The organism is Collinsella aerofaciens, assembly GCF_015555045.1.
GTDB classification, from domain to species: Bacteria; Actinomycetota; Coriobacteriia; order Coriobacteriales; family Coriobacteriaceae; genus Collinsella; species Collinsella aerofaciens_W.
In genome coordinates this window covers 98,775-115,716 of the sequence record NZ_JADNJQ010000003.1, presented here as the reverse complement: position 1 = coordinate 115,716, position 16,942 = coordinate 98,775, and the positions used below count along the sequence as shown (strand labels likewise).

General features: G+C 58.5%; 12 protein-coding genes and 2 tRNA genes. 2 read left to right on the top strand and 12 right to left on the bottom strand.

The window, feature by feature from the left end:
- Window positions 1–228, top strand: a 228-nt coding sequence (locus I2E45_RS10370; RefSeq protein WP_229058785.1) for a hypothetical protein, incomplete at its 5' end; no start/stop codon positions are given.
- A 267-nt stretch (window positions 229–495) separates the two neighbouring features.
- On the opposite strand, the gene I2E45_RS02325 is transcribed toward I2E45_RS10370, so the two are convergent.
- From I2E45_RS02325 to I2E45_RS02280, 10 genes are all read right to left on the bottom strand, one after another.
- Window positions 496–568: transfer RNA gene (locus I2E45_RS02325), tRNA-Lys, on the bottom strand.
- A gap of 28 nt (window positions 569–596) precedes the next feature.
- The gene (locus tag I2E45_RS02320) at window positions 597–1,877 is read right to left on the bottom strand and encodes an aminopeptidase (protein ID WP_195444074.1); all 1,281 of its coding nucleotides are present in this window, start codon (window positions 1,875–1,877) and stop codon (window positions 597–599) included.
- Between the two features lie 89 nt (window positions 1,878–1,966).
- Entirely contained in the window at window positions 1,967–2,542 is a 576-nt protein-coding gene (locus I2E45_RS02315) for an ABC-2 transporter permease (protein WP_022093792.1), read from the bottom strand.
- Window positions 2,543–3,421, bottom strand: a complete 879-nt coding sequence (locus I2E45_RS02310; RefSeq protein WP_035136481.1) for a phosphoribosylaminoimidazolesuccinocarboxamide synthase — start codon at window positions 3,419–3,421, stop codon at window positions 2,543–2,545.
- Window positions 3,422–3,539: 118 nt separating this feature from the next.
- Window positions 3,540–5,105, bottom strand: a complete 1,566-nt coding sequence (locus tag I2E45_RS02305) for a sensor histidine kinase (RefSeq protein ID WP_195444072.1) — start codon at window positions 5,103–5,105, stop codon at window positions 3,540–3,542.
- Window positions 5,106–5,116: 11 nt separating this feature from the next.
- Entirely contained in the window at window positions 5,117–5,839 is a 723-nt protein-coding gene (locus I2E45_RS02300; protein WP_006236208.1) for a response regulator transcription factor, read from the bottom strand.
- 153 nt (window positions 5,840–5,992) lie between these two features.
- Window positions 5,993–7,204 (bottom strand): twin-arginine translocation signal domain-containing protein, encoded by a 1,212-nt coding sequence (locus tag I2E45_RS02295; protein WP_055310311.1) that lies wholly within the window; start codon window positions 7,202–7,204, stop codon window positions 5,993–5,995.
- The gene (locus I2E45_RS02290) at window positions 7,204–7,467 is read right to left on the bottom strand and encodes a TIGR03905 family TSCPD domain-containing protein (protein ID WP_022093796.1); all 264 of its coding nucleotides are present in this window, start codon (window positions 7,465–7,467) and stop codon (window positions 7,204–7,206) included. Before I2E45_RS02290 ends, I2E45_RS02295 begins: the two co-directional genes overlap by 1 nt.
- 128 nt (window positions 7,468–7,595) lie before the next feature.
- Window positions 7,596–8,942 carry an adenylosuccinate lyase gene (purB, locus tag I2E45_RS02285; protein WP_195444070.1) on the bottom strand — a complete coding sequence of 449 codons (1,347 nt, stop codon included), beginning with the start codon at window positions 8,940–8,942 and terminating at the stop codon, window positions 7,596–7,598.
- A gap of 555 nt (window positions 8,943–9,497) precedes the next feature.
- Window positions 9,498–9,572, bottom strand: a tRNA-Gly gene (locus I2E45_RS02280).
- 297 nt (window positions 9,573–9,869) lie between these two features.
- Between I2E45_RS02280 and I2E45_RS02275 the strand changes: the two genes are divergently transcribed.
- Window positions 9,870–13,301, top strand: a complete 3,432-nt coding sequence (locus I2E45_RS02275) for a SpaA isopeptide-forming pilin-related protein (RefSeq protein ID WP_195444067.1) — start codon at window positions 9,870–9,872, stop codon at window positions 13,299–13,301.
- Window positions 13,302–13,367: 66 nt separating this feature from the next.
- Here I2E45_RS02275 and I2E45_RS02270 read toward each other — a convergent pair whose 3' ends face one another.
- Together I2E45_RS02270 and I2E45_RS02265 are read right to left on the bottom strand one after the other, a co-directional pair.
- The gene (locus tag I2E45_RS02270; RefSeq protein ID WP_195444065.1) at window positions 13,368–13,586 is read right to left on the bottom strand and encodes a hypothetical protein; all 219 of its coding nucleotides are present in this window, start codon (window positions 13,584–13,586) and stop codon (window positions 13,368–13,370) included.
- Between the two features lie 21 nt (window positions 13,587–13,607).
- Entirely contained in the window at window positions 13,608–16,784 is a 3,177-nt protein-coding gene (locus I2E45_RS02265) for a prolipoprotein diacylglyceryl transferase (RefSeq protein WP_195444063.1), read from the bottom strand.
- Window positions 16,785–16,942 lie beyond the last annotated feature (158 nt).

The window sequence follows — 16,942 nt, the reverse complement described above, 5'->3', positions numbered from 1 at the left end:
CCTCTCGGCGGCCTTGCGAAAAACAAATCCAAGTTAGACCATTTCAAATGGTTCGATGTCTGCCCGGATGCGACACTTGAAGTGTCCATCCTCGCAGTATCCGGTTCTCAAGGTGCACGCTTTGCGGCTCATCCGGTCCGACCGGGCCGCGCGGCAAGGAGATATATTGCCAGACCGGAGGGGCCCCGTGGGCGGGAATCGCGCACTCCATATTTTGTTCACAAATGAATAGATCCCTCAGTCGCGTCACTGAGGTTAAAACTGAAGCATTGGCTTCTGATATTGGCGATGACCAGCTGTTTTATGAGTATTGAGACATCGGTCATCTCTGGAGCGCTACTTTACTCCAAAGGCATCAGCTATTTGTTTCCCATCGGTAAAAGGCGGGTTTTGTTCGCCAAGCGTTCTTATATATAGATAGATACGGGTTCGAACCCGTGCACCGGCAACAAAAAAGACGGCCAACCGAAGTTGACCGTCTCAACAATCTTTGGGTGGGCCGTCAGGGGTTCGAACCCTGGACCTTGGGATTAAAAGTCCCCTGCTCTGCCAGCTGAGCTAACGGCCCGCGGGTGGCATTGTACCACGGTCTGGGACTATTCCCAACTCCATTGGCCGTTCTGGAAAATCACAACTTCACGTCCATCAGGCGTAATGCCCGTAATATCGATGTCGTCCGTGCCGATCATAAAATCGACGTGCGTGCTCGAGACGTTAACACCATGCTCCAGGAGCTCCTCCTTGGACATGTCGTACCCACCCTCGATGCATTCGGGGAAACCGACACCTAGCGCGAGATGGCAGCTAGCGTTCTCGTCATAGAGCGTATCGTAGAACAGAACACCACTTTCGCGGATCGGCGTGTTCTTGGAAATGAGCGCGACCTCTCCCAGGTGAGCAGCGCCCTCGTCAGTATCGATGATACTTGCGAGCGTTGCCTTGCCCACGCGGGCGTCGTAGTCCACCACGCGGCCGCCCTCGAACTTAATCCAAAAATCGTCGACTTTATTGCCGTGGTGGATGAGCGGCATGGCCGAGTACACGATACCGTCGGCGCGCATGCGATCGGGCGAAGTGAAGACTTCCTCGGTGGGAATGTTGGGGAAGAAGGGGTGCCCATCGGGCGTCTTGCCCTTGCCGCCGGCCCACTCGTGACCCTTCGTCATGCCAATCGTCAGATCGGTTCCATTTGCCGCGGTGTAATGCAGGCAGTCGAAACGATTGCCGTTCAGGAAACGCAGGTTCTTTTCGAATGCGGCGTCATGGAGCTCCCAGTCGCTCTCTGGGTCCTGGCCATCGGCGCGAGCGGTGTGCAGAATCGCATTCCACAGCTTATAGATTGCAACCTCATCGGCGTCTCCCGGGAACACCTCGCGCGCCCAAGCCACGACCGGAGCGCCGGCGATGCACCACGGATTGATGTTGTAATCCAGTCCACGGCGGAAAACTTTGCACTGCGTGTTCTTTGCCTTAGAAGCTGCAGCGGGCTTAGCGGGATCGATGCCCTTAAGGGCGGCGGGGTCCGCACCCTCGATAAAGATAAAGCAGGCACCGTCCTGGGCCAGGGAATCCAGCTGCAGGCGCTTCCACTCGGGCGTCTGCTCAAAATAGCTTTTCTCGACATGCTCGTACGTGAGCCTCGTCACGGCATCATCGGCCCAGATGACCGTCACGTGGCCGGCGCCGGCAGCATAGGCCTCCGCGACCACCACGCGCGCAAACGGCGCGCACTCAACCGGAGACTGAACGACGACTTCCTGGCCGGGCTTAACGTTTACGCCCTTGCGGACAACCAGGCGCGCATAGTTTTTAATCTTGGGCTCCAGGGACTTCATACCCTCCAGGGCCTCTTCGACCGTCAGGGCAGCTCGAATCATGTGCCACTCCATCTATCTATAGAACAGTAAAAAGGCGCGCCGCAAAAACGACGCGCCTTATATCTTAGCGATAAGTATGTATGCAAACGCTACTTCTTCTTGGAGTCCTTCTTGTCCTCCTCGGCAGCTGCGCGCTCGATAAGAGCGTTGAGCTTGTTCTCGGACATGCCCTCGGCCTGCGCGCGGTACATGTTGCGCAAGGGACGAATACGAGCGAAGTCGTAGATAAAGTCACCCAGGATGATGACATAGGACAAAACGATGCCGACCATCTGGACAGGGCTGGACACCATGCCAGCGGGAGCGAAGTACAGCGAGGCCCAAATTGCCACGACGAGCACCATGCCAATGGCGAGCACAATCCACCAGATGCGACGGCGCTTGGTGTAGTCCTCGTCCTGCTTGAGGAGGATATTCGACACCGTATAGATGCGGTCCTCCTTGGCGCGCTGCTTAGCCTTGCGGGCGCGCTTCTCCTCTTTAGAGAGGCCCTCGAGGTTCTCGCCCTTCTCGAGCTCTTTGCGGCGTGCCTTAGACGAAGCCGGCACGACGCGAACGGAGCTCGCTGCTTGGCGGGCGGGCTTAGCAGATGCGGCAGACTTGCGCGCAACCCCGGTAACTTCGTGGGATTGCGTGCGCTTGTTCGTGGCGCTACGGGTACTCACTTATGCGTTCTCCTTCATGCTTGTGAACTGGGAGCCCGTGATGATCTGGAAGGCCTCGCGATAGCGCTCGGACGTGCCATCGATGACCTCGGCGGGCAGGTGCGGGGTCTCCCCCGTCATATCCCAGTTGGCCTTGAGCCAATTGCGGACGAATTGCTTGTCGTAGCTAGGCTGGATCTTGCCCTCCTCGTAGCTGGCAGCAGGCCAGAAACGGCTGGAGTCGGGCGTGAGGCACTCGTCGATCAGCGTGACCTTGCCATCGATGACACCAAACTCGAACTTGGTGTCGGCAATGATGATGCCACGGGTCGCGGCGTACTCGGCAGCGGCCTTGTAGATCTTGAGGGAAAGGTCACGAATCTGCGTGGCGATGTCCTCGCCCACGATCTCGCAGCAACGCTCGAACGAGATGTTCTCGTCGTGGTCACCGATCTCGGCCTTCGTGGACGGCGTGAACAACGGCTCGGGAAGCTTGGAAGCCTCGGTCAGGCCCTCAGGCAGCTGGATGCCGCAGACGGTGCCGTTCTCGTCGTAGGTCTTCTTGCCCGAACCGGTCAGATAGCCGCGGACGATGCACTCGATAGGAATCGTCTGGGCCTTCTTAACCAGCATGGCGCGGCCAGCGAGGTAGTCACGATACTCAGCAAACTCCTCGGGGAAATCCGCCGGGTCGATGGAAACGAGATGGTTGGGAACGATGTCGGCAAACTTATCGAACCAGAATGCCGAGATGCGATTGAGCACCTCTCCCTTAAACGGAATCTCGTCGGGAAGAATGAAGTCGAACGCAGAAATGCGGTCGGTGGCGACCATCAGCAGGTTTTCACCGGCATCGTAAATATCACGAACCTTGCCACGGGAATCCGGACGACGCTCCATCGTTGTCACGTGAGTCACTCCTTACCTAAATACGACAGAAATGCGGGTTCTTTCCCGCATGTTTTCGCAAACTCGGAGCGGCAGGGACGCGGCCCCTCCTTCACCGAATAGCGAAAAGCTAGTGCTCCATTGTAGTAGATGCCGCGTCCGCCGTGTGCTCGCGGGGCAGATGAATTGTAAAAGTCGTACCCTTTCCAAGCTCCGACTCCACGGATATGTAGCCATGGTGACGCTCGACGATCTGCTTGGTCACGGCGAGGCCGACGCCCAGGCCGCCAGCTTCGCGGGCGCGGCTGGCATCGGCGCGCCAAAACCGCCCGAAAATGCGCGACAGATCGTCCTTGGCAATACCGATGCCGGTATCAGAAACGGCAATGCTGACGTGCCTGCGGTCACTGAGCACCGACACCACGACCCAACCGCCCTCGGGGGTGTAGCGCATGGCGTTGCTCATGAGGTTGATAACACATTGCGTGATCATGTCGGGATCGGCCTCGACGACATCGTCGTGCCCTTGGGTTTCATCTGCAAAGCGAAGACGAAGGTCACGGTCGGCAAACAGACGCGCCTGGCCGTTCACAATCGATCGCACGAACGGAACCATGTCCACCGGTTCTAGATTGAGCGGAGCCGTGCTGTTTTCCATACGCGATAGGTCGAGCATCTGCTGCACCAGACGAGCCAGGCGACGCGTCTCGGAAGCAACGGTCTCCAAATGCTCATCGTCGGTGGGATACACGCCATCCTGCATGGCCTCGACCGTTGCGAGCATGGCCATAAGCGGCGTGCGAAGCTCGTGTGCAACGTCTGAGGTCAGGCGCTTCTCGTGTTTCATATCCTTCTCGAGCGAGGTGGCCATCTCATCGAAGGTCTCACCCAGCTGATCGATCTCGTCATCACCGCGCAGCCCCGTGCGAGCCGACAGGTCGCCGTCACGGATTTGCTTTGCGGTACTGGTGATGCGATGAATCGGTTTGGTGAGCATGCACGACACGAGCGATCCGATAACGACCGAAATGCAGATTGCAACAACCGCGGCGAGGGCCATGGCGTTAAAGGTCTTCTCCCTAAACGCAGAGTCCGCCTTGGTGAGCAGAGCGTCGGAGCCGATGGCCCACAGCTTTACCTGTCCGACATGCTCGCCGGAAGACGTTACAATCTCGACGTTAGCAACGCTATCGGAGTCGGTTGGAGCAGACGAGACCGGGCTATGCGATGCCCTCTTGCCGCTCGTGTCGTCGGTCGTAGCCTGGTTTTCGCGTACATCGGCGGTGGCGCTTGCCGAGGGCCAGGAATCGTCATAAACGATCACACCCTTTTTATTGACGACCTGCATGCCCAGATCGTCGGAAACCAAACTCGACGTTGCGACCGTGCGCAGTTCTCCCGCGGTCCAAGAGCCGTTTTCCTCATATGAGGTCGCCAACTTCTCGGCAGCGGAATTTGCGATTTCGACGATATTGGAGCGTGTGTAATCCGAAAAGACCGTGCCCCACACAACAGAGACAACGCCCACCAGCACCAATACCGTCATGAGCGATGTCAGAGCAAAAGCAAGTGCCATGCGCGAGGGATAGCTCATCGTTGGCCGTGAATCGGAACGAGGCGTGTTCCAACTAGCCTTGGAACCCGCCTCGCTCTCCTGCTTGTGCTTTTGTCCGATTTCAAAGCGCGCAGGTGTCATATGTGATTTCCCTATTTCTCGTCCGACTTATCGGTCTTGGCCGGAGCCTCGAAGCGATAGCCGACACCATGGACGGTGTAGAGCCACTTGGGCTTCTTGGGATCATCGCCCAGCTTGGCGCGAAGATTCTTCACGTGGCTATCGATGGTGCGCTCATAGCCCTCAAAGTCATACCCGAGCACTTTCTCGACCAGCTCCATGCGGTTATACACACGGCCGGGATGGCGGGCAAGCGTGGTGAGCAGCTTGAACTCGGAAGCCGTCAGATCGACTTCCTTGCCCTCGACCAAGATCTTGTGGCCCGAGATATCGATGACCAGATCGCCGAAGTCGAGTACCTCGACGGCGGGCTCGTCGGCCTGATGGGCACGGCGGAACAGAGCGCGAACGCGGGCGACGAGCTCGCGCGGCGAGAACGGCTTAATCAGATAGTCGTCGGCGCCGAGCTCAAGACCGATAATACGGTCCTCGATCTCGCCCTTAGCCGTCAGCATGATGATGGGGACATCCGAGGTATCGCGAATGGTGCGGCAAACGCGCTCGCCGGGGATCTTGGGGAGCATAAGGTCGAGCACGACCAGGTCGAACTGATGCTTCTCGAACTCCTCGATCGCGGACTGGCCATCGCCGACGCCCACAACCCAGTAGCCTTCGCGCTCGAGATAGGCAGCGACGGCGTCACGGATTGCCTTCTCATCCTCGACCAGCAGAATCTTTTTTGCATCTGAAGCCATAACACGGCCCCCCTGTCTCAATTAGCTAAGAACAAGCCCATTTTAACGCACCTGAGCCCGCCAGATGCCGCTATGACGCGGCAGCTCGGCGGGCGGTACTCACAATTACAACGCGTTTATTCCCCTGTTGGCGCCTTTTTAACCCCTCTAAGCTTAAAGAGAGAATAGGCGTGCAGTGACCGTCTCTGGTATACCCTGGCTGTTGCGCACCGTGGCGTACGTAAGGAATGAGTCCGATTTTCCCGCCGTAGCTGGATAATCGCCATACTCCAAAGCGCGGTCGGGCGACAGCAGCGAGCCATAGGTCTTGGCAGAGGTGTCGATCAGGAAATGCGACGCCTGTACCTTAACAAGGTATTTATTCTTCTTGCCAGCCGCACATGCGAGCGGCTCGCGTGACAGGAAGAGGTACGGCCCTCCCTCATTACCGATATACGTGCCCATATTGCCCAGGCTGCCCACGCCACTATAGGCCGCCTCGATAGAAAACACGAAGGTATCGCCCATATATACGGCCTCGAAAGGCGAAACTGACGAAGGGAGGACCAACTGGGCACGCTTGGTGTTGTTGCCGTCGGTCAGATCGATTGCCGTTATGCCGTAGTAGACGCCCTCGTCGTTGCGGACACGCGGCGAGATGGTCAAAATGCCGTCGCTCGCGCGCGGGGCCGATGCAAAGCGGCCCGTCGATTTCCAAATTACCTCGGCCTTGGATTCATCAAGCGAGCGACGATAGCAAAACGAATCACTACTCGTTTTATTGCCGCCTGCCGAAGGCATTTTATACCAGATGACCGATGACCCGAACGCCGTAAACAGGGGCGGATCATAGTCCTTGCCACCTCGATCGAGCTCAACCACGTCGCCAGAGAGCGAAGCGCCCGACAGATTTTGAGCGTAGAGCTTCCACGATGAATTGGCAAAGTTCATCTCAACCCACGCGAATACGCCGTCGCCGGCACGGACATCGTAGAATGCATATCCCGTGCCCTCGATAGGATCCTCGATTAATGTGGTAAGCGAGCCATCACCCAGGTTGAGCACACCGAGTGTGTTGGCGTGCAGCGCCGATGCGGGCGCCATCATCGCCGCGGCGTAATCGCCGTCGCAGTAGTACAGCAGCGTACCCAGAGGCAGCGTCCACGACGCCGCCGGCTCAAGATCGATGTCGACTGCCTCGTACTCATCCGTAATCGAGATGATCTTGGAATCGTCCTTGATAACCTGCGGCTCGCCGGCGGCATCATCGCTGGTGCCCGTTTTTTTCGAGCATCCGGCAAGCACCGTGGCAGCGCCCGCGGCAGCCCCACCGAGTACAAAGCCGCGACGCGATATTCCGTTCTTGATGTGATCGGCGATACCCATTAGGCGATCTCGGCGCGAGCGGCCTCGATGGCGCGCGTAAGCTGGTCGGCGCAGGAGGTTTTTTTCATACCGCAGGTATTACCGGCGAGAACCTCGATTACGCGATCGGCAGGAGCGCCCTCGACCAGCTTGGAGATTGCCTTGAGATTGCCGTCGCAGCCACCGGTAAACTCAACGCCTATCACCTTGTTGCCGTCATCGGAAAGGTCAAGGTGAATATTGCGAGCACACACGCCCTGAGGCTTGTAATCAAACGAAATCATGCGATCCCCTCTCAGAATGTTATTCGAGACGACTATTATCCCCGTCTTTCCCTAAATGCAACGAGGCGCTTTGCCGGCAACACACATTACCAGCAAAGCGCCCTAAAAAGCTAACGTTATGCCCGAACCTACTCGAAGCTCAGCTGCCCCAGACGATCAAAGACCGTGTCGATACGGGTGAGGAAGTCCCATGGATCAAAGATCTCGTCGAGCTTCTCCTGGCTGACGGTGCAGCGCGGGTCGGCCTCGAGACGCTCCTTAAAGGTGGGGCCGGAGACACAATCCTGTACCTCGTGCCAGGTTGCCATGGCGTTCTCCTGCACAATGGCGTACGCGTCCTCGCGGGTGATGCCCGTATCGACGAGGGCGAGCAGCACCTTGGAGGAGAAGATGAGGCCGCGGGTCTTATTGAGGTTGGCCATCATGCGGGCAGGGTACAGCTGCAGGCCGTCGATAACGCGGATGAGGCACTGGAACATGTGGTCGAGTGCGATGAAGCTATCGGCCTGGGCGACACGCTCGGCAGAGGAGTGCGAAATGTCACGCTCGTGCCACAGGGCGACGTTATCGAAGGCGACCTGGGCGTTGGACTTCACGACGCGCGACAGACCGCAGACCTTCTCCATGGTGATGGGATTGCGCTTGTGCGGCATGGCGGAGCTGCCCTTTTGGCCCTTACGGAACGGCTCCTCGGCCTCGAGCGTATCAGTCTTCTGCAGATTGCGGACCTCGGTCGCGATGCGCTCGCAGGTGGCTGCGGTGGTGGCGAGAACGCCGGCGAGATAGGCGTGATGGTCGCGGCTGATAACCTGCGTGGACAGCGGGTCGTGAACCAGGCCCAGGTGCTCGCAGACGTACTCCTCGACAAACGGCTCGATGGAGCTGTACGTGCCGACAGCGCCCGAGATGGCACCAAAGGCAACGTTCTTGCGGGCATCCTCAAGACGGTCCAGATCGCGCTTGAGCTCCCAGGCCCAAGAGCCAAACTTCATGCCAAAGGTCATCGGCTCGGCATGGATGCCATGAGTACGGCCGGCGCAGAGCGTGTTGCGCTCCTCAAAGGCGCGACGCTTGCAGATCTCGCCGAGTTTTTTGACGTCCTCGATGATCAGGTCGCAGGCCTGGGTGAGCTGGTAGCACAGGGCCGTGTCGCCCAGATCGGAGCTGGTCATGCCATAGTGAACCCAGCGGCTGGGCTTGGGGTCGTCCTCGGGAACATCGGCATCGATGTATTCCTTCATGTTGGTCAGAAAGGCAATGACGTCGTGGCGCGTGACTTCCTCGATCTCATCGACCTTCGCCTTCTCAAAGTCGGCATGGTCGCGGATCCACTGGGCCTCGTCTTTGGAAATACCGATCTTGCCGAGCTCCGCCTGGGCCTCGCAGGCCAAGACCTCGATCTCCTGCCAAATGGCGTACTTGTTCTCGAGGGAGAAGATGTGTCCCATCTCCGGGCGGGTATAGCGATCGATCATAGCGGCTCCTTTTTGGTTATTGGCACGTTGGTCGTAACCCAACCATTGTACCGTGTGCAGGTGCAAGTATGGGCAGCAGGCATTAACCTAACATTTTGGAATTGGAGCGGGCAACGGGACGTCCGCGCATTTGCTTCGCAAATGCGCACCGGCTTCAGTGGCATACCGAGATCCGGGGAAGTGTGGGAGCAAAGCGGGCTGAATCTACCATTCCCGAAATCTTCCTTGCTCCATGGAGCGGGCAACGGGACGTCCGCGCGCCCGCGTCGCGGACGCGCACCGGCTGCGGCGATCTCCTCGGATTCACGGAGACGATGGGGGAGACTTTGTTGAATTGGCCGTCCCGAGGTCTTCCGCGCTCGGTGGAGCGGGCAACGGGACGTCCGCGTATTTGCTTCGCAAATCCGCACCGGCTTCAGGCGCCTGTCGGCGCCTTCGCCTGCTCGCTACAAACGCTTCGCGTTTGCTTAACGCTCGCACCCTGTCGGGTTCGAGTCCCGGCACTTTATTGAAAAAAGCACGGCACCGTGATGGTGCCGTGCTTGTGCTCTTAACTGGAGCGGGCAACGGGACTCGAACCCGCGAGTGTCAGCTTGGGAAGCTGATGCCTTACCACTTGGCGATGCCCGCATATGTGGAGGATAGTATAACGCGGTTGTCTTGTTCGATACAAGGGTGGCGATGCTTGTTTTAGCTGTGGAGATTCGTTTGAAAATCGCGTCAATTGTGGAGACGAGGACCTTTGGCTTCCTGTTCCCCTTATCTTCTACCTGCGCTTTTGCTTGATTGTTGTATTTGAGCTCAATTTGTCAGGAATTGGGCAAGCTTTTGGTCAGGCTCCGGTACTTACCCGCATGAACCTCGGGGGTAGCCTCATCCTACGCGTCGCAGCCTCCCCGTGCGGCGCACGAGGGATAAGGAGCAGCCATGTCCAACGCACCCACGCACTCTGTCCACAGCGCAATCGCAACAGGTCCGCTGCTCCTGCTCCTCTTCCTGCTTTTCGGCTGCCTGGCACCGGGAGCCTCATTTGCCGTCGATGGCTACGACCAGCTCGGCTTCCGCACTATTAGCGATGATTGTGGACCCTTCTTCATCGGCAAGTATGAAGCTCAAGACACCTCGATTGCCTACTGCATGAACCAGGAGCGCCCCGGTCCCACCAAACCGGGCGGCCCATGGCTCAACTTTGATCAAGGCTGGGTGTGGCTCGACGACGAGTTCGCGGCAATCGTTTGTCACGGATATCCTACCGCCACGTCGTTTGGCGGTTACCATCTTTCACCCGATCGCGCCCGCGCCGCCACCCAGCTTGCCGTATGGATGCTCAACGGCACTACCCATGTCGACGGCACCTACTCCTACACGACCGCTCAGGGTAAAACCAAGAGCGGACACTTTACCGCCGACAATGAAGTCGTGGCGGCTGCGCGGTGGCTCCACGACAGCGCAAAATCAGGAAGCATCAAAGCCGCTCCGCACCGCGCGCGACGCTATCTAGGGGCCGTATCGGGCGGCAGCAAACGTCAAGACATGCTCTATGTACTGCCGGCGGTCTCTGTTTCCTTCCAGAAGCAGTCTGCTAACACCGTTATTACCAGCGGAAACAATACCTATCAGTTTACCGGGGCAACATTCGATATTTTTGAGAGCACCAGCGGCGCGCGTGTCGGCACCATCAAGATGGACAGCAACGGTCGAGCGCAGGCAACACTTCTGCCCAACACGGCATACTACCTAGTTGAAACGAAGGCGCCGGCCGGCTATGTCCCCCGTCGCGATCGCATCGCCTTTACCACGGGGAATGACGGTGGAAAGGTCGCCATTGATGAACAGCCCGGCACCATCAATCTGCGTATCGTAAAACTCGATGCCGCGACGAATGCCGGCCCCCAGGCGGGATCTTCACTCGCAGGAGCAGAGTTCACGTGTGTGTCGCAATCAACCCCTGGATGGGCGCAAATTCTCACGACTGACGAAAGCGGTCGGGCTACCCTCGTCGATGTCCCCTTAGGAACCTTTACCATCTACGAATCAAAAGCCCCCGAGGGCTACCTGCCATCCAACGACAGCTGGACCTATACCGTTGGAGCCGACCAGCTCGGCGATTCAGGCGTAGTCGAGATCGAATCTCGCATTTCCGATATCCCCATTGCGTTTGACCTTGAGATTTCCAAATTCAAGGATTACGGCAATAGCGACCAATCCGGCCTGGAGCAGCCGGCGGGTGGTGTTGTCTTTGAAGTTGTCAGCAACAGCTCTCAGCAGGTTGTTGGCACATTGACCACAAACATCTATGGCTTTGCCTCCACCAAAGATCAGCCCGAAGCATGGTTCGGCACAGGCAAGCGACCCGCCGGTGTCCACGGAGCCGTCCCATACGACCGTGCCGGCTACACGATTCGCGAGGTTCCGGAAACCGTCCCCGAGGGTTTTAAACGTGCAGGGGAATGGACCGTCGGGGCCAATCAGATTTCCAACGGCGCCGAGCTTCAATATATCGTGGACAACCACGCTCTGTCGACGCATCTCCAGATTGTAAAACGCGATGCCCAAACAGGCGCTTCTGTTCCACTAGCCGGATTCACCTTCCAACTCCTCGACAGCAATCACGAACCTGTCTCACAAACTTGCTGGTATCCAGCACATAACGTAATGGACACCTTTACGACTGACGCGACCGGGACCGTCACACTGCCAGAATCGCTCGTGCCGGGCACCTATTATGTACGCGAAGCCTCGGCCAAAGAGCCCTATCTTGTCGGCGAAGAGATCGAGGTAAACATACCCGCCGACATGAACCTAACGCCCGTTGTAATCGCCTCGTATTATGACCACGCCGCGACCGGAAACATCAGGATCGTTAAAACCGATGCCGTAGACGGCAGCAGCCTCGCGGGCGCCGTCTTTGAGATCCGTGCCTCGGGTGATATCGTGCGCCCCGACGGTAGCATTGCCGCGCTCGACGGTGAGACTGTCGCTGCCGTCACGACGGATGAAACTGGAGAAGCACGCGCGGACGACCTCCCGCTGGGATCTGGCACCGCACGCTACGAGGTTGTCGAGACTCAAGCGCCGGCAGGCTTCTTACTCGATCGGACATCCCATATTGTCGACCTTACTTATGCCGACCAGAAAACACCCGTTGTAGAAGCACGGCTTAGCGTATCCGACGATTACACCAAGGTAGATATCTCCAAGGTCGATGCAAGCGGCGAGCAGGAAGTGGAAGGCGCACAGCTCACCTTATATGGTCCCGATAAAACCGAAATAGACTCCTGGACCTCATCCGACAAGCCACACCGCGTCGAACATCTTGCACCCGGCACCTACTCGTTGCGCGAAATGATGTCTCCGCGGACCTATGACCTTGCCGAGGAGATAACGTTTGAAATAAAAGATACGGGAGAAGTCCAATCCGTCGCGATGAAGGATGCGCCCATCGAGATCAAGGGGCAGGTCGACAAGCGTCAGGAACTTGTCCAACCTATCGAAAAGGGCCTGTTGGCTAACGGCGATGGTAAAAACCGCGCCACGACGCAAACCAATAGTGATGGGCTTTTCTCCTATACCATCGATGCTCGAAACGATTCCGCTACTTGGGTTGATGAGTTTACGATTACCGATGATCTTGAGTGCGCCAAAGACGGCACGGCGAGATTCATCTCAATCGAAACCCCCGTCGCCATCGGCGACCTCAACGGTCTGTGCAACGTGTGGTATCGCACGACGCCGTTGGACTCGACAGACGTCGATGAACCGGCGAACGCGACACTTGACGATGGACACGAAAATCCTTGGCTTGAGTCCGACGAAGTAAAAGAGAGCCTTGGTGAGGACTGTCGCCTCGTCGATTACGACGGCTGGCGCCTCTGGAAGGCGGATGTCTCGACCACGGAATCCACCACACTCGAGGCGGAAGAGCTCGACCTTACACCCAATACCGTCGTAACGGGCATTCGAATTGAATACGGTGCGGTAGCCGCCGACTTTACGACTCGAAGCGATGCGGATTCTTGGACCCGCGATGATCTCAAAGATGAGCACGACGACCTTGACGATGCCAAAGCAATCCTTGGCACAGACGCTCGGGGCGCAATCGTGCACATGCAGGCGACGTCGGCTTATACGCCCCAAACCGCACTCACCAACAGCGCACGCGTCGATCTTTGCCGCAACGGCGGCGGCGATAAACTTGAGTCACATGACGAGGACCGTGTCATTCAACGCTGTACCCTACTGCAGGACCTACCGGCAACAGGATCAGTTCCCATCGCCGCTTGCATCACCGCGCTCCTGACCTCGGGTGCTGCAGCCCTATGGTTCGCTCGCCTTAGGTCGACCCCAAAGAAGCGCTAGCGCGATGAAAAAGCGGGCGAGCCAGTCCCCTGGCTCGCCCGCTTTCAATCATGTAAATCGCCGTATCTACTCTGCAGGCGAAGATCCACCATCAACGATTGCCTGCTCGGACTCAGGAATCCCATCGGCACCCGTACTCTGTTCTTGCTCCACCTCTTCGCTGATTGCGGAGGCGGGGGTCGAGCCCTTTGCACCCACGATGTAGGCAGCCCCAAATCCTAACGCAATGGCAATCAAGGTCAAAATCACGTAGACAGGCCAATGGCGCTTAATATACGAAAACACGTTGACTCCTTAGAGCTCCGTCTACGAACGGCGGATAACCTCGGTCACGACCTCGGATACCGTGGCAATGTTCGTCGGGTTGACATTGTGGGGCAGGTCGTCCTCGGTACGAGCGCAAGCCAGACGCGTGCCGTCCACGCCGGCGATGGTGAGGGCTCGGCGGCTCGCCTCGAGCGCGGCATAGGCATCGGTCTTGGCATAGGGCATCTCGAGCGCGCCACAATCGACATGGAACGACTTGCACACCTTGCTGACCAGGTTCATGATGCGGCGATCGCCCTTGAGCAGCTGCTGTTCGCCCTCGACCGTCACCACCGAAAGCCTACCGGCGCCGACGGATTCAAGATTGATGAAGAATACGCCGCGGAGCTTATCGCGATGCGAAGCCAAGAAGGCCTTCATGCCGGCGCCATCACAATCCGAGGCGCCCGTTGCCACAAACCAGATATCGTGACCGAGCAGCTCATCATCGCCCATAGAGGCGACAGCCGAGAGCATATCTTCGGAAGAAGCGCCATCGGAAGACGTAGCGCCGCCCTTCCAACCATCGTTATCGTCCTCGAAGTTATCCCACGAACCGATACCGCGACCGGACTTCTTGGCATCGTAATTGTCTTCGACGCCCAGCCAATCACTCATGCTGTCCTGCTCGTTTTTCCTTTTACGACCGAACAGGCCACCCAGGCCGCGTTTGCGAGACTTGGGTGCCGCCGGGGCGGGAGCCGAAATGGTCTCGATCGGCTGCGCGCCCGACGCAACGGGCATAGGAGGCGCAACGGGTGCCGATGTTGGTTCGGGACCCTGGGCAGTAGCAAAGGGGTCGTTGACCTGGGCAGAGGGATCGGGAAGGTCGAACAGCGACGTGCGAGACGCAACGTTTGCCTGCTTCATAGACGGCAGCGACGGATCGGGGACCGAAGCCAGCGGAGACGAGGAAGGTGCAGGCGACGGTGCCGACGCCGGATCGGGAACATTCATCTGCGGACGCGGCGATGCCTGGGAGGAAATCTGGGCCATAAGGGAATCGACCGTTTCGTCCTGGGTGGGAGCGACATTGGCAACCGTGGCACCGGAACCACTCGGGGTCGGCATGGTGAAAATCTGCGTGGAGTAAGGCCTCGACTCATCCGTCTCGGGAGTCTCGGAAACCGCAGGCACTTCCTCCTGCTCGACCTCGGTCGAATCACCTTGATCGGCTGCCGCGTATTGCTCTTCGTCAGAGTTGGCCTCGACGGACTCGTCCTCGGCGGCATCTTGGATTTCGGCAGCATCAATGGGCTCGTCATCGTCTGCCGCGTCGCCCTGCTCATCGGAAACAGGAAGGGGCTCGGCAATTGCGGTGCCTTGCTTTTCAAACGTTATCGTGGAATCGAACTGCGCGGCATCAAACGACATGGTGCTATCGACGTGCTGCTGAGCCTCGAAAGACGTTGTTGCCTCAACAACATCCGCTGACGTCGGTTGCTGGGACTCAAAGGACGTCGTAGCTTCGGCAGCGTCGACGGGCCCGGACTGCATAGCCTCGTTCTGCTCGAACTCTTGCGCCGCGCGCTCACGTGCCGCCTCGGCTGCCTGCTGCTGAGCGATAGCCTCCTGCTCGGCAGCCTCGCGTGCGGCAGCGCGCTTCTCCTCGAAATCGTCGACAAATTTCCTGCCCTTTGCAAGCGCACCCTTAAAGAAGCTGGAAGCGCTGGCGCCAATCGAAGAGAACGCGGATGCAATATCGGCATGGGGCGTTGCCGCGGGAATCTCGGCAGAGAAATCAGTATCGCTCTCGTAAGACACGCGCCTCGGCTGTTCAACGTAATCGTCGTCAGACTCGTCCGCAACGTCTTGCGCCGGCGCGGCGGGAGCCAAAATGTCCAGTCCTGCCGCGGGATCGATCGCGGACACCGCCTCGGGCTCGGCAACGGCAGCGGTAACCGCGGCAGACTCATCATCCGCAGTGACAACGGGCGCAGGCTCGGGCTCAAACGTCGGCTCCTCGCCCTCCTCGTAATCGAGCGTGCAGGACTCGGGAAGCATTCCGAGTGCACGGATGGCATCCGAACCAAAGCGAATGTTGCCGGCGGCGTTGCGATAGAGCTTGGGCTCGGGCTCGGCCGCGGCAGGCTCCTCCGCCGGCTCAGCAGCGGGAACCTCGTCATTGAACTCTTCGGCCTGGACAGCCTGATTCTGATCCTCGGGCACGATGGCGCCAATCAGCGTCTCGTCGGCAGACGCACCCTCAAAGCCCTCAATCTGCTCGTCAAAAGCCTCGCCCTGTTCGGGCTCGGTTTGAGCGTCGGGAGCAATCGGCTGACCGAACTCGTCCTCGGCGTAGGTAGGCTCTTCGTACTCGATGGTGTTGCCGTAGTCGTTTTGCTGCTGGGCCGCGGCATACTCCGCCGCCGCGCGCGCCATTTCCTCGGCACGACGTTTCTGCTCCCCAAAATAGGTATCGAACGGAACATCGTCGGGAAACTCGTTCTCGCCCTGGAAGGGAGCAACGTTGTCCATAACGCCGAGCATAGCGGCGACAGAAGACTTGTTGCACACCGCGCCGGACGTATAGGGAAGAACGTGGCGGTTAGAGATGATGTTTGCCGCGTTGGCAAGTGCAACGAGGGAAGCGAGGATCGCGACAATCCACAGCAGAACCTTGAGCGCGCCGGGGAGCGGCAGGATACGCAGGATGGCAACGGCAGCAGGGGCAATCGTGGCAACGGGCAACAGCTTGGCGATGAGCGCACGATACGAAGCATAGGGCTCGCGGGCGAGCAGCTCAGCACGGGGAGAGTCGTAGTGTGCGACAACGACCACCGGGCGGTTGCGCGGAGACGCGAGCGGGCCCGAGGCCTTGTGGTAGGCGATGACATTTTGGCTCACGCCCGTCTTGCCCAGGCGCGAAACCACGGGGTGGCCCGTGCGCTCGAGCACGTAAAGAACGGCGCCGACAATGGCCAGCAAGGTGCCGACCAAGCCGATACCGCCGCCGATGCCCATCAGCAGGGCGCCGGCAAACGCAAGAATACCGGTAACGGCAAATGCCAATCTACTGGGCGCCGGGGCATTGAACTCCTGAACCTCGGGGTCAAAGCCGTGGTTGCGGAAGATCTGAGCGATATCCTCGGCAGCCAAGCGCTCTTCTTCGCTGCATGCCGGCGTAATGCCGGTGTTCTGCAGCAGGTGGTTAATATAGTTCTGGGTGTTCGCCATGTGCGCTCCACATCCATAATCCGACAAATAGGCCCAATGCATGCACATTAGAACCGTATATAGTCGAAAGTATACCCCGAGCGAGCGCAAACGACCGAATTCGGGCCATCTTAACGCCTCGAGCGGACAAGGATATAGCCTAATCTCCATATCGGACT

Excerpts from the sequence above, each read along its gene's own strand:
- I2E45_RS02265 (WP_195444063.1), bottom strand. The coding sequence starts at position 16,784 with ATGGCGAACACCCAGAACTATATTAACCACCTGCTGCAGAACACCGGC.
- I2E45_RS02275 (WP_195444067.1), top strand. The coding sequence starts at position 9,870 with ATGTCCAACGCACCCACGCACTCTGTCCACAGCGCAATCGCAACAGGT.
- I2E45_RS02320 (WP_195444074.1), bottom strand. The coding sequence starts at position 1,877 with ATGATTCGAGCTGCCCTGACGGTCGAAGAGGCCCTGGAGGGTATGAAG.
- purB (WP_195444070.1), bottom strand. The coding sequence starts at position 8,942 with ATGATCGATCGCTATACCCGCCCGGAGATGGGACACATCTTCTCCCTC.
- I2E45_RS02290 (WP_022093796.1), bottom strand. The coding sequence starts at position 7,467 with ATGATTTCGTTTGATTACAAGCCTCAGGGCGTGTGTGCTCGCAATATT.
- I2E45_RS02300 (WP_006236208.1), bottom strand. The coding sequence starts at position 5,839 with ATGGCTTCAGATGCAAAAAAGATTCTGCTGGTCGAGGATGAGAAGGCA.
- I2E45_RS02295 (WP_055310311.1), bottom strand. The coding sequence starts at position 7,204 with ATGGGTATCGCCGATCACATCAAGAACGGAATATCGCGTCGCGGCTTT.
- I2E45_RS02305 (WP_195444072.1), bottom strand. The coding sequence starts at position 5,105 with ATGACACCTGCGCGCTTTGAAATCGGACAAAAGCACAAGCAGGAGAGC.
- I2E45_RS02310 (WP_035136481.1), bottom strand. The coding sequence starts at position 3,421 with ATGGAGCGTCGTCCGGATTCCCGTGGCAAGGTTCGTGATATTTACGAT.